Annotated in this window: 18 protein-coding genes; 6 read left to right on the top strand and 12 right to left on the bottom strand. The window is 67.2% G+C overall.

Annotated features, from left to right (window positions below; translation table 11 throughout):
* The first annotated feature begins 73 nt into the window (after positions 1 to 73).
* From M9902_RS03305 to M9902_RS03290, 4 genes are all read left to right on the top strand, one after another.
* The gene (locus tag M9902_RS03305; RefSeq protein ID WP_297221172.1) at positions 74 to 1213 is read left to right on the top strand and encodes a glycosyltransferase family 4 protein; all 1140 of its coding nucleotides are present in this window, start codon (positions 74 to 76) and stop codon (positions 1211 to 1213) included.
* 126 nt (positions 1214 to 1339) lie between these two features.
* Positions 1340 to 2350 carry an NAD-dependent epimerase gene (locus M9902_RS03300; protein ID WP_297221171.1) on the top strand — a complete coding sequence of 337 codons (1011 nt, stop codon included), beginning with the start codon at positions 1340 to 1342 and terminating at the stop codon, positions 2348 to 2350.
* The gene (locus tag M9902_RS03295; protein ID WP_297221170.1) at positions 2347 to 3426 is read left to right on the top strand and encodes a VanZ family protein; all 1080 of its coding nucleotides are present in this window, start codon (positions 2347 to 2349) and stop codon (positions 3424 to 3426) included. Before M9902_RS03300 ends, M9902_RS03295 begins: the two co-directional genes overlap by 4 nt.
* Positions 3423 to 4559: a nucleotidyltransferase family protein gene (locus tag M9902_RS03290; RefSeq protein WP_297221169.1), complete on the top strand. Its 1137-nt coding sequence runs from the start codon at positions 3423 to 3425 to the stop codon at positions 4557 to 4559. The genes M9902_RS03295 and M9902_RS03290 overlap by 4 nt, the downstream gene beginning before the upstream one ends.
* On the opposite strand, the gene M9902_RS03285 is transcribed toward M9902_RS03290, so the two are convergent.
* The 6 genes from M9902_RS03285 to M9902_RS03260 form a co-directional block, all read right to left on the bottom strand.
* Positions 4542 to 5519, bottom strand: coding sequence for a hypothetical protein (locus M9902_RS03285; protein ID WP_297221168.1), 978 nt, complete (start codon positions 5517 to 5519; stop codon positions 4542 to 4544). The two genes, M9902_RS03290 and M9902_RS03285, sit on opposite strands and share 18 nt — an antisense overlap.
* Before the next feature lie 314 nt (positions 5520 to 5833).
* Positions 5834 to 7774 carry an asparagine synthase-related protein gene (locus M9902_RS03280; RefSeq protein ID WP_297221167.1) on the bottom strand — a complete coding sequence of 647 codons (1941 nt, stop codon included), beginning with the start codon at positions 7772 to 7774 and terminating at the stop codon, positions 5834 to 5836.
* 17 nt (positions 7775 to 7791) lie between these two features.
* The gene (locus tag M9902_RS03275; RefSeq protein WP_297221166.1) at positions 7792 to 8952 is read right to left on the bottom strand and encodes a 50S ribosomal protein L11 methyltransferase; all 1161 of its coding nucleotides are present in this window, start codon (positions 8950 to 8952) and stop codon (positions 7792 to 7794) included.
* A 152-nt stretch (positions 8953 to 9104) separates the two neighbouring features.
* The gene (locus M9902_RS03270; RefSeq protein ID WP_297221165.1) at positions 9105 to 9278 is read right to left on the bottom strand and encodes a hypothetical protein; all 174 of its coding nucleotides are present in this window, start codon (positions 9276 to 9278) and stop codon (positions 9105 to 9107) included.
* A gap of 144 nt (positions 9279 to 9422) precedes the next feature.
* On the bottom strand, positions 9423 to 9875 hold the full coding sequence (locus tag M9902_RS03265) for a lasso peptide biosynthesis B2 protein (protein WP_297221164.1): 453 nt from the start codon (positions 9873 to 9875) through the stop codon (positions 9423 to 9425).
* 4 nt (positions 9876 to 9879) lie between these two features.
* Positions 9880 to 10173 (bottom strand): PqqD family protein, encoded by a 294-nt coding sequence (locus M9902_RS03260; RefSeq protein WP_297221163.1) that lies wholly within the window; start codon positions 10171 to 10173, stop codon positions 9880 to 9882.
* 127 nt (positions 10174 to 10300) lie between these two features.
* Between M9902_RS03260 and M9902_RS03255 the strand changes: the two genes are divergently transcribed.
* A complete protein-coding gene (locus M9902_RS03255; protein ID WP_297221162.1) occupies positions 10301 to 11980 on the top strand; it encodes an ABC transporter ATP-binding protein in 1680 nt (559 codons plus the stop codon).
* Positions 11981 to 12336: 356 nt separating this feature from the next.
* Positions 12337 to 12690: a DUF559 domain-containing protein gene (locus tag M9902_RS03250; RefSeq protein ID WP_297221161.1), complete on the top strand. Its 354-nt coding sequence runs from the start codon at positions 12337 to 12339 to the stop codon at positions 12688 to 12690.
* 213 nt (positions 12691 to 12903) lie between these two features.
* Here the strand turns inward: M9902_RS03250 and yeiP are convergent, their stop codons facing one another.
* The 6 genes from yeiP to M9902_RS03220 all read right to left on the bottom strand — a co-directional run bounded on the left by yeiP (position 12904) and on the right by M9902_RS03220 (position 20908).
* Positions 12904 to 13470, bottom strand: coding sequence for an elongation factor P-like protein YeiP (gene yeiP / locus M9902_RS03245; protein WP_297221160.1), 567 nt, complete (start codon positions 13468 to 13470; stop codon positions 12904 to 12906).
* 295 nt (positions 13471 to 13765) lie between these two features.
* Positions 13766 to 14536: an SDR family NAD(P)-dependent oxidoreductase gene (locus M9902_RS03240; RefSeq protein ID WP_297221159.1), complete on the bottom strand. Its 771-nt coding sequence runs from the start codon at positions 14534 to 14536 to the stop codon at positions 13766 to 13768.
* 171 nt (positions 14537 to 14707) lie between these two features.
* Complete coding sequence (locus tag M9902_RS03235; RefSeq protein WP_297221158.1) at positions 14708 to 17323, bottom strand: EAL domain-containing protein; 2616 nt, start codon at positions 17321 to 17323, stop codon at positions 14708 to 14710.
* Positions 17320 to 18213 carry a hydroxymethylglutaryl-CoA lyase gene (locus M9902_RS03230; RefSeq protein WP_297221331.1) on the bottom strand — a complete coding sequence of 298 codons (894 nt, stop codon included), beginning with the start codon at positions 18211 to 18213 and terminating at the stop codon, positions 17320 to 17322. The genes M9902_RS03235 and M9902_RS03230 overlap by 4 nt, the downstream gene beginning before the upstream one ends.
* An 8-nt stretch (positions 18214 to 18221) precedes the next feature.
* Positions 18222 to 18920, bottom strand: coding sequence for a hypothetical protein (locus M9902_RS03225; RefSeq protein ID WP_297221157.1), 699 nt, complete (start codon positions 18918 to 18920; stop codon positions 18222 to 18224).
* Positions 18917 to 20908: a biotin carboxylase N-terminal domain-containing protein gene (locus tag M9902_RS03220; RefSeq protein ID WP_297221156.1), complete on the bottom strand. Its 1992-nt coding sequence runs from the start codon at positions 20906 to 20908 to the stop codon at positions 18917 to 18919. Before M9902_RS03220 ends, M9902_RS03225 begins: the two co-directional genes overlap by 4 nt.
* Positions 20909 to 20967: the final 59 nt, after the last annotated feature.

Raw genomic sequence — 20967 nt, 5'->3', positions numbered from 1 at the left:
GCGACGGAAATGCCAAACACCCCCAGTCGCGGGCAGGGCCCGCTCCTACAAAAAGATCGCTCCCCCTGATTCAATGAAAATCGTCCTGTTCGCCAATACCGATTGGTACCTCTACAACTTCCGGCGTTCGCTGGCGCTTGCCTTGCGCGACGCCGGGCATGAGGTGCTGCTGCTGTCGCCCGATGGGCCGTATGGCGAAAAATTGCGGGCGCTGGGCCTGCGCTGGCAGGCGCTGCCGATGGACCGCCGCAGCCTGAATCCGCTGCGCGAGGCGGCGCTGCTGTGGCATCTGTGGCGGTTGCTGCAGCGCGAGCAGACGACGCTGGTACACGGTTTCACCATCAAGTGCGCGGTGTACGGTTCGCTGGCGGCGCGGCTGGCCGGGGTGCCGGCGCGGGTGAATGCGGCCACCGGGATGGGGTATGTGTTCATCAGCGGCTCGCTCAAGGCGCGGCTGCTGCGGCCGCTGGTGCGGGCGCTGCTGAAGCTGGCGCTGGGCGGGAAGGGCGCCCGGCTGATTCTGCAAAACCCCGACGACGTGGCGCTGTTTGCGCGGGCGGGCTTGGTGGCGCCGGACAATGTGCGCCTGATCCCCGGTTCCGGGGTGGATTGCACGCGCTTTCACCCCGACCCGCACCGCACGCCCGGCCAGCGGCTGCGGGTGCTGCTGCCGGCGCGCCTGCTTTGGGACAAGGGGCTGGCGGAGTATGTGGAAGCGGCGCGGCTGCTGCGCGAACAGGGCCGGGCGGTGGATTTTCTGCTGGCCGGCGCGCCCGATCCCGGCAATCCGGCCTCGGTGCCCGCGGCGACGGTGCGCGACTGGGTGGCCGAAGGCGTGCTGGAGTGGCTGGGGCAGGTGGACGACATGCCGGAGCTGCTGCGCGGCGTGGACGTGGTGGCGCTGCCCAGCTACCGCGAAGGGCTGCCGAAGGGCCTGATTGAAGCTGCGGCCAGCGGCTGCGCCCTGATCGCCACCGACGTGCCCGGCTGTCGCGAGGTGGTTCAGCACGACGTGGACGGCCTGCAGGTGCCGGTGCGCGACGGCCCCGCGCTGGCGCAAGCCATAGCCCGCCTTCAGGATGCCCCGCCCCTGCGCGCCCGCCTGGCCGAAGCCGGCCGCCGCAAAGCCCTGACCCGCTTCGACGAACGCATCGTCATCCGCGACACCCTGGCCGTCTACCGCGAACTGACCCCCGCACCAGCCACGCAATAACCCCCCCTCCCGTAGGAGCGCGCCCTGCGCGCGACAGGTGTGTTTTGATGCACGGGTCGCGGGCAAAGCCCGCTCCTGCGGGCAAACCCGATAGAATTGCGAGCTGCAACACTTTTTGAGAGCTGCATGAAAGTTCTGGTCACCGGCACCGCCGGGTTCATCGGTTCCCACGTGGCGATGCGGCTGCTGGCGCGGGGGGATGAGGTGGTCGGCATCGACAACCTCAATGATTACTACGATGTCAGCCTCAAGCAGGCGCGGCTGGCGCGGTTCGCGGACAATCCGAATTACACCCACGTTGCCGCCGATCTGGCCGATCGCGCGGCCATCGAGGCCGTGTTTGCCGCCCACAAGCCCAACCGCGTAATCAATCTGGCGGCGCAGGCGGGCGTGCGCTATGCGGCCGAAAATCCGCATGTCTATGTGGCCAGCAATGTGACGGGCTTCCTGCACATTCTGGAAGGCTGCCGCCATCATGGCGTGGAGCATCTGGTCTATGCCTCCACCAGTTCGGTGTATGGCGCCAACCGCGCGATGCCGTTCTCGGAGCACGCCTCGACGGAACATCCGCTGACGCTGTACGCGGCCAGCAAGAAGGCCAACGAGATGATGGCGCACAGCTACGCGCACCTGTACGGACTGCCGTGCACGGGGCTGCGCTTCTTCACCGTCTATGGCCCCTGGGGCCGGCCGGACATGGCGCTGTTCCTGTTCACCAAGGCGATCCTTGCCGGCGAGCCGATCAAGGTGTTCAACCACGGCAAGCACAAGCGCAGCTTCACCTACGTCGATGACATCGTGGAGGGCGTGGTGCGTGCGCTGGATACGGTGCCGGGCAAGAATCCTGCGTGGGATGCAATGAATCCGGACCCTGCCACCAGCGGGGTGGCACCGTACCGCCTCTACAACATCGGCAATCGCGACATGGTGGATCTGCTGCGCTACATCGAAGTGCTGGAGCAGTGCCTGGGCAAGCAGGCGGTGGTGCAGATGCTGCCGCTGCAGGCCGGCGACGTGCCCGACACCGAAGCCGACGTTTCCGATCTTGCCGCCGATGTCGGCTATGAACCGCAGGTTTCGGTGGAAGAGGGCGTGGCCAATTTCGTGTGTTGGTACCGCGAGTACTACCGCGCGTGAGTGAGGCCGCGCGGTTTTTCATCGGGCCGCGCTGGCTGCGGGAAACAAGCGCACGCCGCCGCGGCGCCTGGCTGCTGCTGGCGCTGTGCGCGCTGGTGGGCGTGGTGATGATGCTTTCGTCCGGCCAGATGAGAGCGCTGCGGTTTTCGGCGCCGCCGCTGAGCCGCTTCATGAGTTGGCTGGAAGGGTGGCCTGGCCCGTTCGACATGGACCACGTGGCGTTTTTCACGGCGGTCGGAATCGGCCTGCGGCTGGTGTTTCCGCGCTGGCCGTGGTGGCGCTCGCTGCTGCTGCTGGCGGCGCTGGGGGCGGGCACCGAGCTGATGCAGTTCGCCTCCCAGGGCCGGACGCCGCACTGGCAGGACGCCCGCGACGACGTGCTGGGTGGCATGCTGGGCTTGGCCATTTGTGCGCTGGCACAGGGCTGTGCGCGTTGGGTAGGCAGCATCCGGCTGGTGGCGGCGGCACTGCTGCTGTTGGGTACGATGCTGTTGCCGTGGTCGGCGGCGGTGTGGGGGCGCGTGTTCGGCTATCCGCTGTTGGCGTTCGACGCGCTGTTCGCGCTGGCGCTGGGGCTGCGCTTGTTCGTGTTCCTGTCCGGCCGCGCGCCGCTGCACCTGAGCTGGATGCCGCTGGCCGTGGGGCTGATTCTGGCAGGACTGCTGACGCTGCTCCTGCTGCGCACGCCGGGTCGCGACGTGCTGGTGGCGCAGGGCTTGGCCTGCCCGCGGCCGTCGGCGGCTCGGCTGGCGGCTTGGACCGTCTGGCTGGGGACGGCCTGGCAGGCCGCGATGGCGCTGCTGGTTTGGGATGCCATCGTGTCTTGGCCGCTGGCGTCATCAATCCGCGTTGTCCGGATTGCCCGCCTGCGCTGGCCGCTGGCCGCGGTCGCGTTGGCCCTGCTGGTGTGGACAGCTTGGGGCGCTTTCGCCGCGGTGGTGCAAACTTTCGACATGGAAAGCCTGCTGGCCGCGTTGCGCTGGAAATGGCTGCTGACCGGGCTGGCTGCCGGCGCGGCGGGTCTGGCCTGGCGCCACCGCGCACTGATCGTGCGGCCGGTGGAGCAGGGCGCATGAACGCGCCGGCGGCGGATTTTGCGGCGCTGCGTGCACTGTGCGCAGACTGCCTGCGCGAAACGGTCTTGCCCGCACGCTGGGAGGCGCTGGCTGCGGCAGGCGAACCGGCGCTGGATGTGGCTCAGGCGCAGGGCGTGACGGCGCTGCTGGCCGCCGCGGTGGCCAAGGTGCTGCCCGCGTACCCGGAGCTGACGGAACTGCACGCAGCCCTTTCCGTGCGAAACAAACGGGAAGCCATGCAGGAGATGCAGCGCGGTCTGATCGCGCGCGAAGCGATTGCGGCGCTGGCGGAAGGCGACGTGCGCGTGCTGGTGCTCAAGGGCACCGCGCTGGCGCACTGGCTGTATCCGCAGCCCTGGCAGCGGCTGGGTTGCGATGTGGACCTGCTGGTGCCGGAACTGGCCGCGGCGGAAACGGCGGTTGACTGCCTGCAGGCGCGGGATTTCATGCTGCAAACCTCGGTGCGACCCGCGCAAACGGCGGGTTTCGAGGCCGCGCTGGAAAAGCGGGGCCGGCGCGGATTTGCCGTGGACCTGCACTGGCGCATCGCCAACCGCGCGCAGCTGGCCAAAGCGCTGACGTTTGACGAGTTATGGGCGGCGTCCATCCCGCTGCCGGACCTGCACCCGGCGGCGCGCGGGCTGGGCCCGCTGCACGCCCTGCTGCACGCCTTGCTGCATCGGGTGACCAATTTCCCCACCGGCGAACACGACCGGCTGATCTGGCTGTTCGACATCCACCTGCTGGCGCGGTCGCTGGACGCTGCGCAATGGCAGACTCTGCTGGCGCTGTGCGCCCGGCGCGCCATCGCCACGCCCTGTCTGGACGGCCTTGAAGCCAGCCGGCTGGCGTTCGCCACCGCAATTCCGGACGCCGCGCTGCAGTCCCTGCGCGCGGCAGCGGCGCAGGAGCACTGGCAACTTGGCAGCACGCTCGATCAAGCCGCGATGGACCGCGCCCACCTGGCCGCGCTGCCCTGGCGCGGCAAGCTGGGCTGGCTGCGCCGCAAGCTGTTCCCCTCGCCTGAATTCATGCGCTATCGCTACAGCATCAGCGGCACATCTGCCGCGCTGGTGCGCGCGTATTTGACGCGCTGGGTAACTGGGGTCGTGCGTTTATTCAAACGCGGCTGAAACGGCATTGACGACTTCAGGCAACAGGGTGTAGTCACGCGGATACTGCAACGCGTATACGCGGACGTTCTGGCAGAGTCGTGCGGCAGTGGCCAGCTGCCGTGCCATGTGGGCAGGGTTGTTCGGGTCGATCACGAAGCTGTTGGCGATCAGCGCCATGCAGGCGTCGCTGGCGGTCATCGGTTGCAGGGAAATGGCGCAGACATCGCCCGTTCCCTCGCTCAGTATCGCAATGCCGGCAATGGGGGATGCCGGTGAGCGGAGCTGTTCCCCTGCAGGCAGCAGGCGGCGCTTGCTGGATCCGGAGGCGAAGGGCAGGCCGTGATCCGCGCGCTCGGGGAACAGTTCGTCGAATGAATCCGGCCACAGGCGATAGCCGGGATACGTGGGCAATACGCGCGACGCGTTGCCGTCGAACTGGACGATGACGCCGTCGTCCCCCAATGCGCCACCACCAAAACGTTCGAAGCCGGCGGACAGCGTGGATTTCCCCATGCCGCTTCGGCCGAGCACGACAACGGTGCGCGCCGTCCGGGTGACGACGGCGGCACCGTGCAGCACGAGAGGTTCATGCAAGGACAGGACGCGCGGCAGGATCTGATCCAGCAGTACATGCCGCAGGGTAACCGCATCGATTTCGGCGTCGGCATGCAACTGGATGTCGCGCCCGTCGGACGCGATGACCGCAGTGGCGGTGTCGGGGAACTCCAGTCGGTAGCGTCCATCTTCCCAGCGTTCGCCGAGGATGCAGGCGTTGCCGTCGTTGTCGTTCCAGACGTGCTGGCGTATTGCACCGCCTGCGGGTGGCGCAGGTGGCCGAACAGTTCGCACGATGTGCAGAACCGGGTCGGGGAGAGCCGGTCGCGATGGCAGTTCCGCAAGTTCGGGAAGTTCCAGCGCAGTCAGCAGACAGCCGTTGCCGTAGTGGTAGGTGTGATGAGGGGTCAGATGCGCGGACACTGATCTGCAGATGGTTACTGCAACAGGGAATCAGCAGCGGATGAAGATGCTTTGGGAGTCACACGACCATCGCCAGAACTCGGTGCCATTGGGTCTGCTGCCACCTGCCGTGTTGTTGGCGATACTGCCGAGCCGGGTCAGTACGGGGGGGGACCAACGGCGGTTGCGTGGGTGCGCCGGGCTGTCCTCCCTCACGCGCATCTTCGGGATGGCGGAAATCGAGGTGGCAGACGGAGCGGTGAAATCTTTCATGGATGTAAAGCCCCCTGTAGAAAAAACATAACTGCCCATGATACAGGAGTTTTTGCAAAGGTTCAGTCTCCTGCAGCGGTGGGCTGGGTGTTGTGATGTCGCTCCAGCCACAATGCCAGCGCCAATGCTTGCAAGATGTCTCCCTGGGTGTCTGCGTTGGCCTGTGCCCACGGGATGGCGATGGCGCGTTCAAGTTTCCCGCGTGCGATATAGGGTGCCAGCAGGTCGCGGCGGTCGCCCAGTGCCTGGGTCGGATCGACGCCGTGGGCAAGCACGCGCAGGGTGACATCGCTGCCCAGATGTTCCTTGCCGGTGCGCCAGCACACGCTTTCCGGCAGGCGTCCGCGCATGGCGTTGCGCAGCACGAATTTGGTGTGTCCGTTGCGGAAGCGCTGGTGGTCGGGCAGGTTGACGCACAGTTCCATCACTTCGCGATCGTTGAATGGATGGCGCGGATCGACACCATGCCAGCTCGCAACCCGGTGGTAGCGTTCGAAACCGCCAATGGTGCAGGGGTGCAACAGTCCGACGGCAGCTTCCTCGGGTGCCGTGTGTTCCAGCACAGGGGGTGACCAGCGCCCGAAGGTCGCCAGGCGGTCTTCAAGGCGAACGGCGGCGGCGAACTCGGGTGCAATCCAGGAGTGGTCGAGGCTGTCCCGCTGCCGCAGCCTGCGGCGCAGGCTGCGCAGCGGTGGGCGCGCCCAATCGGGCGTCAGTGCGGAACGTGTTGCACCGGCCAGCGTGCGCCATGCCGGCAGGTCGGGGTAGTGGCGCTGCTGGCCACGGGCGTTGCGCCATGCGGACACCCAGTGCCCGTGGCGGATCTGGCGGGTCAGCGCACTGCCGCTGCTCAGCAGAACGTCGGCATCGATTCCGTCCATCACGGCGGTCATTCCAGAGCGCGCGGCCATCAGGTATTGCGCATGCACCAGCGACATCCAGATATCGAACGGTTCTTCGCAGGCGAACAGTGCGGCGTGCAGTTCCGCGGCTATGGCGTCCACCTGGTCGGGGTCAATCAGGGTGGGGGCGAACCCGGGCTGGGTCAGGACGGCACGGATGGCGATGGTTTCGGCGCATCCTTCGACACAGTCGATCGAGGAAAACGTGGCGATCGAAGCACGCCCTGCGCGGATGCGCTGGTCGCGCGCGATGGCGGCGAGCGAGGAGGAATCCATGCCACCGCTGAGCATGCAGCCCACCATGTTGCCCTCGCCCAGATGGGCGGCAACCGCGCGCTCCAGCACCTCGGTCAGCGCTTCTGCCCAGCCGGCATCATCGCGTGGCAATGGTGCCACGCGTCCGGGACGGGGCTTCCAGTAGTTGCGAAGCGACAAGGCATCGGGCGTGACGCGGCAGGTATGCGCCGGCGGCAACCGCTGGATGGCCGCATGGAACGTGCTGGTCTTGTCGATGATCTCCAGGGGCGTGACCAAGGCGTCGGCGATGCGCCCCGGGTTGAGATCACGCGGCACTTGCGGCAGGGCCAGCAGCGCGCGTGCGCGCGAGGCGAAGGCGAAGAATTTCCCGGGGACGTGGTGCAGATAGAACGGGCGCACGCCCATGCGGTCACGGGCGCAAAACAACACCTGTTCGCGAGGGTCGAACACAGCAAATGCGAAATCACCTTCAAGATGGTCAACGCAGTCTTCCCCCCAACGCAGCCAGGCATGCAGCAGCAGTTCGGGCGTACCCGCAGTCGTATTCCCGAGGCTCAGGGCAGCGCGTAGTTCTGATGCGTTGGCAATACGCGCATCGACGGTTGCGATGCAGCCGGTCGCGGCGTGCATGCCGGTTTGCGGTTCCGCAAGCGTGTCCGGCTGCTGGCTCCAGCGCGCGGCGCCAAGCGCCAAGGCGTCTTGTATCCGGGCGTCGCTGCGCAGCCGGCCGCTGGATTCGGTGAACGTCGCGGGGTTGTAGACCAGCGCCTGCCGCAGTGCGTCCAGCGCAGCGGGCGGCGCGGCTTGTCCTTCCAGATGCAGGAACCCGCAAATCGCCTTCATGGCGTCATGCTGTTGGATCAGCCATGGCGCTTGGACAGGTCGGCGGCGATGTCCAGTGCGCTTTGCCGATCCTTGAGCCAATCCGGGAAGCGGGTGAGCAGCAGTTCTGCAATGTCGCCGAGGCTGCGCTGCCCGTCCATGGCAAGCAGTGCTTCGCGGCGAATCTGCCCGTCCTGGTCCAAGTTTGGGGTGTAGTCGGTCGCCATTTTTCGCAGCACGTCGGCCTGGCTGGGCGGCAGGCGGAAGCTGGTTTGCCTGAAGTTGCCTTTTACCGTGCCGTCCGTGCCTTCGATGCGGGTTTCCCAGCGGTAGATGTAGTCATTCCGCACCCGGTTCACCGCCAACCGGCAGTGAATGCGGTCGCCGACAACCACGTCAAAGGCGCGTTCCAGCGGGGCGAAATTGCGCCCGTAGACGAGTTCCGGAAGCAGGGGGGAATTGCTGAACCCGAGTCCGTCGTCCACCACGCCGTCAAACCAGAGGTAGAGCCCATGCAGGGTTCCGGCGCGTTCGATTGTCCATTCCAGCGTGGCGTCGGCGCGGTCGGCGGCACCGGCCGCGTAGTCGATGACGCCCCATTGCTGCGGCGCTGCCAGCAGTTGTTCGGGCGCGATCGGGGCACTTTGCGCGCGTGTCAGGGTACTGGTGACCCAGGGCAGGCCGGCGGACAGGTCGAGCCCGAACGCATTGGATTGCCACGGAGACTCGATGTAGCTGAATTCTTTCGATGATTGTGCCGGTGCCGCCAACAGCAGGTCGCGTTGCGGCAGCATGCGGCCACCGGGCTTGAGGTGGCGGGTGCGCGCATCGGCAAGCGAGGCGATGTTGCCGGTGTAGAACGGCATCGAACCATGCAGGTCGCCGATCACGAGATCTGCGGGTTCCGGCAGGGTGATGCGAGTGGACAGGTCCTGGATCCAGGTGATCCGCTCACTGCCCGGGATGTTGCGGGCGCAGAGTTTGGCGACTTCGATGGAGGCGTCCGGTTCGACCGCATACACCTTGCGTGCGCCGAATTTGCAGGCCAGAAATGACAGGATCCCGGTACCAGCGCCAATGTCCAGCACCACCGAACCGGCAGTGACACGGCGCTTCAGGGCTTCGGCAAAAGGGCGAAAACGTGCCTCATCGTTGACCATCGCGCCGTAGTCGCGGATGGAATAGCCGTCACTGTACATACCGTCCTTTGTTCACGGCGGCGGTGCCTCTGCTGCCAATGCCCCGCCAGCACTGGATACCTGAATGGCGCTGCAGGCCGGAGCAGGTAGATGGCGAGCCGCTCCGCTCGTGCGTCACCCATTGAAAACCGGCGGCAAACCACCAAGTGAGATCAGCAGTACTTCTTGAGAGCATTACCGCAGCCCATGCCCATTGCGGACATGCTTTCCTGCACGGAACCCACCCCACCAGCGGTCAGCGCACCGATGCCGCCGAAGCGCTGCAATTTGGGAGCCGCATAGACCTTGCGAGCTGCGGTGGTGCGGTGGTTGTGGGCGACGCTCATGGGTGCGCTCCTTGCTGGGTTTGATTGGTTGAACCTTGCCAACGATCTTGGGTGACCCCGGGCAGGCGACTGTCGTAACACTGTGACCCAAGCTCAGTTTCAGGGAGTTCCGCGGGGCTTGTCAAGCGGTTGTTATGCTTGCTTTCAGAGAGGTGGTGGTGGCTGACCGGGGATGAAGGGGGTGTAGCGAGCATCGCCCGGAAGCAGGGGGGCACCTTCCACCTCCACCCAGGCGTGCGCCATGAAGGTGGCAGCTTGAGGTTGCACGGGAAGACCGAGGCGCAGGATCGGGCGCAGGCCGCGCCAGCGCAGCAGTCCGTAGGTGAGCAGTGCGCAGCGCAGGCAGCTGCGGCGTACCGGGCCGTGGCGACCTACCAGATCGACCCGCCACGCCAGCCGTCTGGCGCGGTCGAGGGCGGTGAGGTTGCCTACCTGCGGGGCATTTCGCTGACTCAACCGTTCGACTGCGCGCAGGGTGCGCCTGTAGCCGAAAACGGCCAGAGCTAGATCAACGAGCACGACACCGGCGAGCAGCAGCGGCAGCTGGACAAGTTCGCCCCAGCGCAGTTTGCGCAGGCGCGCCAGCTTCGTGAACACGGCGCTAGCCGATGCGAACCAGCCCCGCAGCGGCCAGCTCGTTGATCAGGGTGTGCAGGTCGGAAGCGATCTGGTCGGGCGCCGCGTCGAACTCCTGCTGCAAGGTGGTGACCATGGAGGCGATGCTGGGTTCGTGTTCCAGCAGTTCCCAGATGCGGGACCCCACGGCATTCAACCCGAAATACTGTTCGCCGGCCAGATCCAGCAGCACGGTTTCGTCGCCGACCTGCTGGGCGAGCACATTGTCGCTGCGCACGACCCGGCGCGTGGAGTCGATGCCTGAAGAGGTGGCGGTCACTTGGGCGATACCTGGCCTGATTGCATGGTGCCGTATAGCGTAGCAAACACACCCGAGGGATGCGGAAGTCGCGGCAGGCAGATCAAACCGGAGTGGACGCAATCGAGGGGAGGCTACACTGGCGACCATGACAGACACGGCAGAAACAGCTGCGGGGGACTCGGGAACGTGCCCGCGCACGATCCGGCACCTGCTGCTGCCGGTATTGCGCCCGCACCTGCCGGCGCTGGTGCTGGTGCTGGTGCTGATGCTGGTGCAAAGCGCAGCGACGCTGGCCCAGCCATGGCTGGGTGGGGTGATGACCGACCGGCTGATGCTCAACCAGCATCTGGGCGCTCTGCTGTGGCTGCTGTTCGGATTGATCTGCGCCCAGCAGGGGCTGGGCTACGTGACGGCGATCCAGCTGCAGAAAGTGTCCGGACGGCTGCAGGCGGACGCCGGTTCGGAGCTGTACGCGCATTTGCAGGCGCTGCCGCTGGAATGGCACAACGCCCGCCAGCGCGGCGACGTGCTGGCGCTGCTGTATGTGGATATCTACCGGATCGGGCGTTATGTGACGGGCACCTTGCTGCCGCTGCTGCCGCTGCTGTTCACCTTGGTTGGCGCGCTGGCGATGATGCTGCATCTGGCGCCGCTGATCGCGGTGACCGTGGCGGTGCTGATGCCGGTGCTGTTTCTGGCGCTGAAGCTGGTCGGGCGCAGGTTGCGGCCGCTGTCGCACGCGTCGGCGCAGGCCTGGGCCGAGCAGTCTTCACTGGCCGAGCAGAATCTGGAATCGCTGGCGCTGATCAAGGCCTTCGGCACCGAGCCGACGGAGGACGCGCGCTTTCGCCAGCGCGCCGATGCGGTGTATGCCGCAGACCTGCGGCTGGCGAAGTGGCAGGGGGGGATCCATCCGGCGGTTTACGTGATCGGGGCCGGCGCGATACTGCTGCTGCTGGGCTTGGGCGGGCGCATGGTGGTCAGCAGCGAAATGCGGATGGGCGAGCTGGTCAGCGTGTTCCTGTATGGCATGGTGCTGGTGGGACCGGTGGGCAGTCTGGCCTCGGTGTATGGCAGCACGATGGCGGCGATGGGCTCGCTGCGGCGGCTGTCAGACGCGCTGGACGCGCAGCCCGAGGTGGACGCGGGCACGCAGGAGCAGCTGCCGGCACGCGGTGACGTGGTGTATGCGGGCGTGGACTTCACCTATCCCGGCCGTGAGCCGCTGTTTCGCGGGCTGGATTTGACCATCCGCGCCGGTGAGACGGTGGCGCTGACCGGGGTCAACGGGGCCGGCAAAAGCACGCTGGTGCATCTGCTGCTGCGGCTGGTGGAACCGCAGGCGGGGCGGGTGACGATCGGCGGCATCGACTTGCGCGACTTCCGGTTGCAGGCGCTGCGCAACCAGATCGGGCTGGTGGCGCAGCAGGTGCTGCTGTTCAACGCCACGGTGCGCGAGAACATCGCCTACGGGCGCAGCGATGCGGCGCAGGACGCCATCGAGCAGGCGGCGCGGGCGGCGCGGGCGCATGATTTCATCCTGGCTCTGCCGGATGGCTACGACACCGTGATCGGCGATCAGGGCGTGCGGCTGTCGGGCGGGCAGCGGCAGCGGCTGGCGCTGGCGCGGGCGCTGCTGCGCGACCCGGCGATCCTGATTCTGGACGAGGCGACGGCGATGTTCGATCCGGAGGGCGAGCTGGAATTCATCGAGGCATGCCGCGACGTGCTGGCCAGCCGCACGGTGATCCTGATCACCCACCGTCCGGCGAGCCTGGCGCTGGCCGACCGCGTGCTGCGGCTGGAGGCGGGGCGGCTGGTGTAGGCGGGTTTTTTCTTCTCCCTTCGGGAGAAGGTGGCGCGCAGCGCCGGATGAGGGGCGGGGGCAATCGCTGATTTTCCTTCTCCCTTTGGGAGAAGGTGGCCGCAGGCCGGATGAGGGCGATCTTGCACTGCCGCGCTCGCTGCGCTCGCGCCCCTCACCCCGACCCTCTCCCCGTTGTCACGGGGAGAGGGGGTTTGACGATACGGCGCTTTTGATCTTCCTTCTCCCTTCGGGAGAAGGTGGCGCGCAGCGCCGGATGAGGGGGCGCTTTCCGATGCAATCCGGCGACATTCTCCGATCCCCTCCGGTTCGTCGGGCTGCAACGATGCTGCCCACCGCCGTTTGCTTTGTCTTCCATGCGAGGAAAATCCGACCACACCCGCACGCGCAGTCTGCGTGCGAGTCAAACCGAAGCCGAGCGCATCCTGTGGCAGCAGCTGCGCGCACGTCGTCTGAACGGCTGGAAATTCCGCCGTCAGCATCGCATCGGGCCATACATCGTGGACTTCGTCTGCCTGCCGGCACGACTGGTGCTTGAACTGGATGGAAGTCAACACCTGCAACACGTCGCTTACGACAGCGCCCGCACGCACTATCTGGCGCGGCGCGGCTACGCAGTGCAACGTTTCTGGAACGACGACGTGTTTTTGCGTTTGAATGATGTCCTGAACGCAATCGCGCTGGCGCTGCCATCAAGCCATCTTGCTTAGACGGTTGAAGCAGGAGCAAAAGCGCCCCTCACCCCAACCCTCTCCCCGCAGGCGGGGAGAGGGGGCTCGACGATGCGGCGTTTTTGATTTTCCTTTTCTCCGCACGCGGGGAGAGGGGGACAAGCGTGGATTTTCCTTCTCCCCGCTGTGCGGGGAGAAGGTGGCGCGCAGCGCCGGATGAGGGGCGCTCCGCTCGCGGGGAGGGGGAGCAGCTTACTCCGCGCGGCCGGCGAATTCGCCGGTGGTGGTGTTCACCCAGACTTTTTCGCCGCTGCCGATGTATTCAGGGACCATGATCTCGATCCCGGTGGACAGCTTGGCCGGCTTGGGGCGCTTGGTGGCGGTGCCGCCCTTGAGTTCGGGTGGGGTTTCGACGACGTCCAGCGCCACGCTTTGCGGTAGTTGGATCGCTACCGGCGCGTCCTCGATCAGCTGCACGTAGATGCCGGTCAGGCCATCGGTGATGTAGCCGGCGGCATCGCCGATGGCATCGGCGTCCAAGGTATACGGCGTGTAGTCCTCGTCGTCCATGAACACGAAGGCCTCGCCGTCCTTGTACGAGAAAGTGGCCTGGCGGCGGCTCATGTCCACTTCGCGCAGGTCATCGTCGCCGTCGAAGCTGGCGTCGAGCTTGCTGCCGCCGGGGATCGCGTACATCACGAAGCGGAAGCGCACGTTGCCGCCGCGTCCCTGCGGGCTGCTGCGCTCGATGTCGCGGATCTGGTACACGCCGCCGTTGTATTCAACAACGTTGCCTTTCTTGAGGTCGTAGGCTTTCATGGGATTGTGGTGTTGTGTTGTGTGGGGAGATGGGTTGCTGATCGGATCATGAAGTAAATCGCCGTTCGTGGTGAGCCTGTCGAACCACATCGGCGCCACGACAATCCATGCTACGACCCAAGGCTTGGTGATTGGGCGGCCCCGTTCATGGTTCGACAAGCTCACCACGAACGGGGTGGGACCTTACGAACGGGGAGCGGGGTCTCACGAACGGGGGCGGGCCTCACGAACGGCACGTCCTGCGTGTATACCGTTTGATGCTCTTGCGTCTCCCGTCTCCCGTCTACCCGAACAGTCACTTCGGTGCCAACCGCGTCGCGCCGTCCAGGCGGATGGTTTCGCCGTTGAGGTAGCCATTGCCGAGGATGTAGCCGACCAGATCGGCGTATTCCTCGGGGCGGCCGAGGCGGGCGGGGAAGGGAATGGTGGCTTCCAGCGAAACACGCACGGCGTCGGGCATGCCGTCCACCATCGGCGTCCAGAACACGCCGGGAGCAATCGTCATCACGCGGATGCCGAAACGGGCCAGTTCGCGCGCCATCGGCAGGGTCATGCCGACCACGCCGCCCTTGCTGGCCGAATACGCGGCTTGGCCGATCTGCCCTTCATACGCGGCCACCGAGGCGGTGTTGACGATCACGCCGCGTTCGCCGTCGGCATCGGCGTCGTTGTGCTGCATCAGGTCGGCGCAGGCCTTGGCGACGTTGAAGCTGCCGATCAGGTTGACCATGACCGTGGTGCGAAACTGCGCCAGCGGCATCGGCCCGGTCTTGCCGAGCACGCGCCCGGCGCCGAGGATGCCGGCGCAGTTGACCGCCACGTTCAGGCCGCCGAGGCAGTCTTTGGCGGCAGCGACGTTGGCGGCCACGGCGGCTTCATCGCTGACGTCGGTCTGGAAGAAGCAGGCATTGCCGGCGCCCAGCTCGGCTACCGCGGCCGCGCCTTTTTCTTCGTTGACATCGAACAGGGCCACCCTGCCGCCGTGGGCAACGAGGTGCCTGGCGGTGGCGAAACCCAGTCCGGAAACGCCGCCGGTGATCACGGCGCGGGCGTTGGCAAGCTGCATGGGAGTGTCCTGCGGAGGAAAACGAGGATTTTAGCGGATGGGAGCGGTGGGGATGTCGGCCATCTCACCCGATTCGGGTGGCTTGCGCTCTGTTCGTCATGCCGGCGCAGGCCGGCATCCATTGGCGCCGCGATCCGGAATCATCTGGTATCGGTGCGCGTTGGTCAGCGCTCAGCCGGTCTGCGCCAGCAGGCGTTTGGCCAGTTCACCCGGCGGCAGGCCCGGCTGGAACAGGTAGCCTTGACCGACCGTCACCCCGAGGCGCAGCAGGAAATCGCGCTGGGCCTCGGTTTCGATCCCCTCGGCGATGATATCCAGGCCGAGGCTGCGGGCGATGCCGGTGACGGCCTGGCAGATCGCCACGTCGGAGCGGTTGTCGGGGATGCCGTGGACGAAGCCCTGGCTGAGCTTGAGGCCGTGGAGCGGTAGCCGCCGCAGGTAGTTGAGGGCGCTGTAGCCTTCGCCGAAATCATCAATGGTCAAGCGCACGCCGAGGCTGCGCAGGCCGTCGAAGACCAGCGCGGTATCGCGGGTGTCTTCCACCAGCACGCGCTCGGTGATTTCCAGTTCCAGCGCGTGGCCGGGGATGCCGGTGTCCTTGAGCATCTGGCGCACGCTGGCGACCATATCCTCGCCGACGAACTGGCGGTAGGACACGTTCACGGCGATGCGCTGGATCGGCAGGCTTTGTTCCTGCCAGCGGCGCATTTGTGCGCAGGCTTCCAGCAGCGCCCAGTGGCCGATCCGGATCACGTCGCCAGTGTTTTCGGCGAGGTCGATGAAGCGCTCCGGCGCGACCGTGCCCAGATCCGGGCTGTTCCAGCGCAGCAGCGCTTCGGCAAACAGGATGCGACCGCTGCGCAGGTCCACTTGGGGCTGGTAGGCGAGATGGAATTCGCCGTTGTCGAGGGCGCGGCGCAGCCGGGTTTCGATCTGCACCCGCTCCTGCTGGGCCTGTTCCAGCGCCGGTGAAAAATTCTGGAAGCCGTTGCGATGTTTGCGCTTGCTGACGTACATGGCGAAATCGGCGCTCTGGATCAGGCGCTCGGGGGTGGTGCCGTCAGTGGGCGCGCGCGACAGGCCGATGCTGGAAGACACCGAAAACTCGGTCTTGCCCAGCAGGAATGGCGGCTCGAAGGCGGTCTGGATCCGGCGCGCAAGTCGTTCCGGGCGCTGCGGGTCGTCGGCAATGCGGCAGGTGACGAGGAATTCGTCGCCACCGAAGCGGGCGATGGCGCCTTGTTTCCCGACCGCTTTGCGCAGGCGCTGCGCGACCTCCACCAGCAGCCGGTCGCCGGCGTCGTGGCCGAGCGCGTCGTTGACGATCTTGAAGCGGTCGAGGTCGATGTAGAGCACCGCCAGGTCGGGGCCATCGTCGGCGGCCAGGCCGTCGCGGATCGATTCGAGGATGGCGTCGCGGTTGAGCAGGCCGGTCAACGCGTCGGTCTGCGCCTGCGTCCGCAGGGCGTCTTCGGCGCGTTTGCTTTCGGTGATGTCCTGCAGGGTGCCGGTGAAGCGGTTGTGGCCGGGGTCGAGCGGGTCGGGCTCGCCGATCATGCGGATCCAGAACGGCGCCGCGCGCTGGGTGCGACCGCGCAGTTCGAGGTCGAAGCCGGTGTCGCCGCGGATCGCCTTGAGGGTCTTGCGCAGGCGCGTGCCGTCCTCGGCGTCCAGGCAGTTCAGCAGGGCCTCCATCGCGGCGGGCGGGCGCCGCTGGCGCAGGATGCGCATCGATTCGCTGGTCAGGTGCAGGGCGTCGCTGCGGCGGTTCCACTGCCAGCCGCCGATCTGGGCCAGCTCCTGCACCCGTTCGAACAGCGCCTTGTCGCGCTGCAGGTCGGTGATCTCGCTGCCGAGCATCAGGGCGCGGTCGGGGCGGGTGGAGCCGGGGTCGTATTGCAGGACAATCGTCACTGACAGCCAGGTCAAGCGCTGGCTGCTGTGCTGGTACAGCCCGATGGTGGCGTTCACGTCCTTGCCGTCGCGCAGCGCGCGCGCCAGCGGGTAGGCGGCGGGCGCCAGCACCTGGCCTTGCGGGTCGACGACGGTCCAGTCGTCGCTGTCGCGCAGCGGCCGGCCGAGCGCGTGGCTGTCCAGGGCGTACATGCGCGCCGCCGCGGGGTTCAGGTACAGGATCAGGCCGTCGCGGTCGTGCAGGGTGATGGCGCGGTCGATCGCATCGGCGAGGCTGGTGTAGCGGGTTCCGGCGTCGGTGCGGGCGCTCAGGTCGCGGGCGATGGCGAGGATGACCGGACCGTCGGCGCTGGTCAGTCGCGCCGAGTGCACTTCGACCGGGAAGCGGGTGCCGTTGCTGTGGACGTTGATGGTCTGGGCGATGTGGGTTTCGCCGCGATCGATCATCTCCAGGACCGGATCGAGAAAATTGTCCGGCAGGCCGGGATTGAGCCGGCGGACCGGGTGCCCGACCAGCTCATGGCGCTGGCGCCCGTAAGTGGCCAGTGCGGCCGCGTTGGCGTCGAGGATTACGCCGGTGCGGGAAATGATCAGGGTGGGATCGGGAATCGCGTCGAGGAAGGCGCGGTGCCGGCGCTCGGCCGCAGCGGCCGGTTTGGCGCCGCTTTCGGCGAGTGCGGCGGCGGCCTTGCGCAGCAGGGCGCGCAGGCGCGCCGGCAGTTCGGCGTTGGCGGCGGTTTTCGTCAGGCGTGCGGCCAGTGCCGCCGGATCGGGTGGTTTGCGGGAAGTCGGGGCACGCGGGGTGGCGGGCTTGCCGGACGGTGGTTGCGTCGAAGCCGGCGTGCGCGGGGCGGCGGGCTTGCGTGCACTCATCGGGCGGACAGGGCCTTGCTGGCGCGGCTGTTGGTGTCGCGCCCGAGCAGGCCGGCCAGCCAGCGCCCGGTATCGGCCAGTGCGGTCAGGTCGACGCCGGTTTGGATGCCGAGGCCATCGAGCATGTACACGACATCCTCGCTGGCCACGTTGCCAGTGGCGCCCTTGGCGTAAGGGCAGCCGCCGGCGCCGGAGACCGCGCTGTCGATCACGGCGACGCCTTCTTCCAGGCAGGCCAGGATATTGGCCAGCGCTTGCCCGTAGGTGTCGTGGAAATGCACGGCCAGCGCCGCCATCGGCACCTCGGCGGCGACCGCGCGCAGCATCGCGCGCGCCTTGCCGGGGGTGCCCACGCCGATCGTGTCGCCCAGCGAAATCTCGAAGCAGCCCAGCGCGTGCAGCGCCTTGGCCACGCGCACCACGTCGGCCACCGGCACCTCGCCCTGGTAGGGGCAGCCGAGCACGGTGGAGACATAGCCGCGCACCGGCACGCCGTCGGCCTTGGCGCGCTCGAGCACCGGCGCGAAGCGTTGCAGGGATTCGTCGATGCCGGCGTTGGTGTTTTTCAGGTTGAAGGCTTCCGAAGCGGCGGTGAACACGGACACTTCTCGCGCCCCGGCGGCGCGGGCGCGCTCGTAGCCTTGCAGGTTGGGGGTGAGTACGGGGTAGGCCACGCCGGGCGCGCGCCGGATCCCGGCCAGCACCTCGGCGGCATCGGCCATCTGCGGCACCCACTTCGGACTGACGAAGGCGGTGGCTTCGATCGTGCGCAGGCCGGTGCGGGAGAGCCGGTCGATCAACTCGATCTTGGCGGCGGTGCCGATGTCGATCTTCTCGTTTTGCAGGCCGTCGCGCGGGCCGACTTCGACGATCCGGACCTGGGCGGGCAGCTCGCGGTTCACTGGCCGCCGTCCTCCGCCTGCGGCTGTGGGGCGGCGCGGGTTTCCGACGGCTGCGCGGGAGCGGTGGCTTCCGGCGTCGTCGGCGCAGGCGCGGCGGGCGGCGCGGTGTCGCGCTCCAGCACGGTGGTCGGTTCCGTCACGAAGAATTCGGGATGGCGACGCAGGATGCGGGCGATCTGCGCCGGATTGCCGGCGACGAAGTTGTGGTAGGTGCGCTCCTGGCCTGCGGGCAGCGTCTCCGGTTGCGGGTATTGGTAGCCCTTGACCTGGCCCTTGGTCAGCGCCTGGGCGATGCGCGCATGGTCGGGCATGTACAGGCGCATTTGATCGCCGACAATCTCGTAGCGCAGCAGGAAGTGGCCGCAATAGGTGTCGTTGTCACCGGCGCAGTCGAGCTTGCCGGAATCGTTGAGGGCTTCGACGTAATTGCCGGCACGGGTGTGCACGAAGTTGGCCTGGATGGGTTTTGTCTGGCCCTGGTCGATCACCGTGCGACAGTCGGCGGCGATCTCCAGCGGGCGCGGCAGGGCGTTGTCGGCGGCGGATTCGGTGCGGGTGACGATCCAGCGCCCGGGCAGGGCCGGATCGCAGCTCGTCACGGTGCCCTCGGGCAGCGATTCGAACAGGCTGGAGGAGCAGCCGCCGAGGCAGAACAGGCAGGTCAGCAGCAGGCTGGAAAAAATGTGCATGGTCATTGCTCCAGGGTGGCAAGAATGGCGTCCGCCTCCACGAATTCACCGGGCTGGGCGCGGATCTCCGCGATGACGCCGTCGCGCGGGGCTTTCAGCGCCAGCTCCATTTTCATGGCTTCCAGCACCAATACCACATCACCGGCGTGCAATGCAGCGCCGGGGCTGGCCTTGACGACGACGACCCGGCCCGGCATCGGCGCGCGGATGCGGTGCTCGTCGCTGGCGGCGCTGCCGGCATTGCGGCGCGGGCCGTCGGCACTGCGCAGGCGCAGGCGGCGCTCGCCGTCGTGGACGTCGATGAACGGCCCGAACGCGGCGGCGTGGAAGCGGCGCATCTGCCCGTCGGTGCGCAGGCTGGCAGCGCCCTCGGCAAAACGCGCGCCGGCGATGGTGTGACGGGTGCCCTCTAGCGTGATGGCGTAGTCCCCTGCGTTGCCGGTGGCCTCTAGGGTGATTTCCCGGGCATCGTGTTCGAAGTCGAGGCGTCGCGCGCCGGGTGCGCCCAGCCGCCAGCCGTCGCGCGCGTGCCACGGCGAGCCGGGATCCCGGGTGTTGGCGGCGGCGTTGGCTTCGGCTTCCTGTTGCAGCAATGCCACGGTGGCGGCCGCGAGCAGCAGCGACGGATCGTCCTCGGCCGGGGCGAAGAATTCGTCGAGGTGGCGATCGAGATAACCGGTGTCGATGGTCGCCTCGACAATGGCCGGATGTCGCACCAGCCGTTCGAGGAAGGCGATGTTGGACTTCGGGCCCTGCACCCGGCACTGGGACAGCGCCCCGCGCAGCCGCGCCAGCGCGCGCGGGCGATCCTCGTCCCAGACCACGAGCTTGGCGATCATCGGATCGTAGAAGATGGTGACGGTATCGCCTTCGATCACTCCGGATTCGATCCGCACCTGCCGCGAGGGCGGCGGCAGTTGCAGCGTTTCCAGCGTCCCCGAGCCGGGCAGAAAGCCGGCGTCCGGGTCTTCGGCGTACAGCCGCACCTCGATCGCGTGGCCGCGCTGGACGATCTGCTCCTGCGCCAGCGGCAGCGGCTCGCCCGCAGCCACCCGCAATTGCCATTCGACCAGATCCAGTCCGGTCACCTCCTCGGTGACGGGGTGCTCGACCTGTAAGCGTGTATTGATTTCCATGAAGTGGAAATCGCCGCCGGCGCCGACGATGAATTCGACCGTGCCGGCGTTCTGGTAATCGATCGCACGCGCCGCCAGCACCGCCGCCGCGCCCATCCGCGCGCGCAGATCGGGGGTGACGAAGGCGGACGGCGATTCTTCCAGCACTTTCTGGTAGCGCCGCTGTGCCGAGCACTCGCGCTCGCCGAGGTGGATGGCATGGCCGTGGGCGTCGGCGAAAATCTGGAATTCGATGTGGCGCGGATGTTCGACGTAGCGCTCCAGCAGCACGCGGTCGCGGCCAAAGGCGTTCTTCGATTCACGCTGGCAGCTTTCGAGATGGGCGAGGAACTCGTCGCGACCGCGCACGATCCGCATGCCCTTGCCACCACCGCCGAAGGCGGCCTTGATCATCAGCGGATAGCCGATCCGGTCGGCCTCCTGCTGCAAGTGCGCCGGGTCTTGATCGGTGCCGGTGTAGCCGGGCACCACCGGCACCCCGGCGGCGGCCATCAGGTCCTTGGCGCCGGCCTTGCTGCCCATCTTGCGCATCGAATGACCGGGTGGACCGATGAAGACCAGTCCGGCCGCCGCGACCGCATCGGCGAAGTCCGCGTTTTCGCTGAGGAACCCGTAGCCGGGATGGATGGCCTGGGCGCCGCTGGCCTTGGCCACCGCGATGATGGCCTCGCCGCGCAGGTAGCTGTCCTGCGGGCGTGGGCCGCCGATCGGATGGGCCTCGTCGGCCAATCGAGCGTGCTGGGCGTCGGCGTCGGCCTCGGAATACACCGCGACGGTGTGGATGCCCAGTCGGCGCGCGGTGCGAATGACCCGGCAGGCGATTTCGCCGCGGTTGGCGATGAGGATCTTCGAGAACATGGCGTCTATTCCGCTCGTTCGGGTGGACGTCGAACCAGGTTCACGAGACATTGGAACTT

Origin of the sequence: Thermomonas sp., assembly GCF_023953935.1 — a bacterium.
Classification (GTDB): Bacteria; Pseudomonadota; Gammaproteobacteria; order Xanthomonadales; family Xanthomonadaceae; genus Thermomonas.
Note: the sequence above shows the minus strand (reverse complement) of the source record. Positions and strands in the feature narration are given on the sequence as shown.

Excerpts from the sequence above, each read along its gene's own strand:
- M9902_RS03255 (WP_297221162.1), top strand. The coding sequence starts at position 10,301 with ATGACAGACACGGCAGAAACAGCTGCGGGGGACTCGGGAACGTGCCCG.
- M9902_RS03290 (WP_297221169.1), top strand. The coding sequence starts at position 3,423 with ATGAACGCGCCGGCGGCGGATTTTGCGGCGCTGCGTGCACTGTGCGCA.
- M9902_RS03250 (WP_297221161.1), top strand. The coding sequence starts at position 12,337 with ATGCGAGGAAAATCCGACCACACCCGCACGCGCAGTCTGCGTGCGAGT.
- M9902_RS03300 (WP_297221171.1), top strand. The coding sequence starts at position 1,340 with ATGAAAGTTCTGGTCACCGGCACCGCCGGGTTCATCGGTTCCCACGTG.
- M9902_RS03305 (WP_297221172.1), top strand. The coding sequence starts at position 74 with ATGAAAATCGTCCTGTTCGCCAATACCGATTGGTACCTCTACAACTTC.
- M9902_RS03225 (WP_297221157.1), bottom strand. The coding sequence starts at position 18,920 with ATGACCATGCACATTTTTTCCAGCCTGCTGCTGACCTGCCTGTTCTGC.
- M9902_RS03240 (WP_297221159.1), bottom strand. The coding sequence starts at position 14,536 with ATGCAGCTTGCCAACGCCCGCGCCGTGATCACCGGCGGCGTTTCCGGA.
- M9902_RS03235 (WP_297221158.1), bottom strand. The coding sequence starts at position 17,323 with ATGAGTGCACGCAAGCCCGCCGCCCCGCGCACGCCGGCTTCGACGCAA.
- M9902_RS03270 (WP_297221165.1), bottom strand. The coding sequence starts at position 9,278 with ATGAGCGTCGCCCACAACCACCGCACCACCGCAGCTCGCAAGGTCTAT.
- M9902_RS03280 (WP_297221167.1), bottom strand. The coding sequence starts at position 7,774 with ATGAAGGCGATTTGCGGGTTCCTGCATCTGGAAGGACAAGCCGCGCCG.
- M9902_RS03275 (WP_297221166.1), bottom strand. The coding sequence starts at position 8,952 with ATGTACAGTGACGGCTATTCCATCCGCGACTACGGCGCGATGGTCAAC.
- M9902_RS03220 (WP_297221156.1), bottom strand. The coding sequence starts at position 20,908 with ATGTTCTCGAAGATCCTCATCGCCAACCGCGGCGAAATCGCCTGCCGG.
- yeiP (WP_297221160.1), bottom strand. The coding sequence starts at position 13,470 with ATGAAAGCCTACGACCTCAAGAAAGGCAACGTTGTTGAATACAACGGC.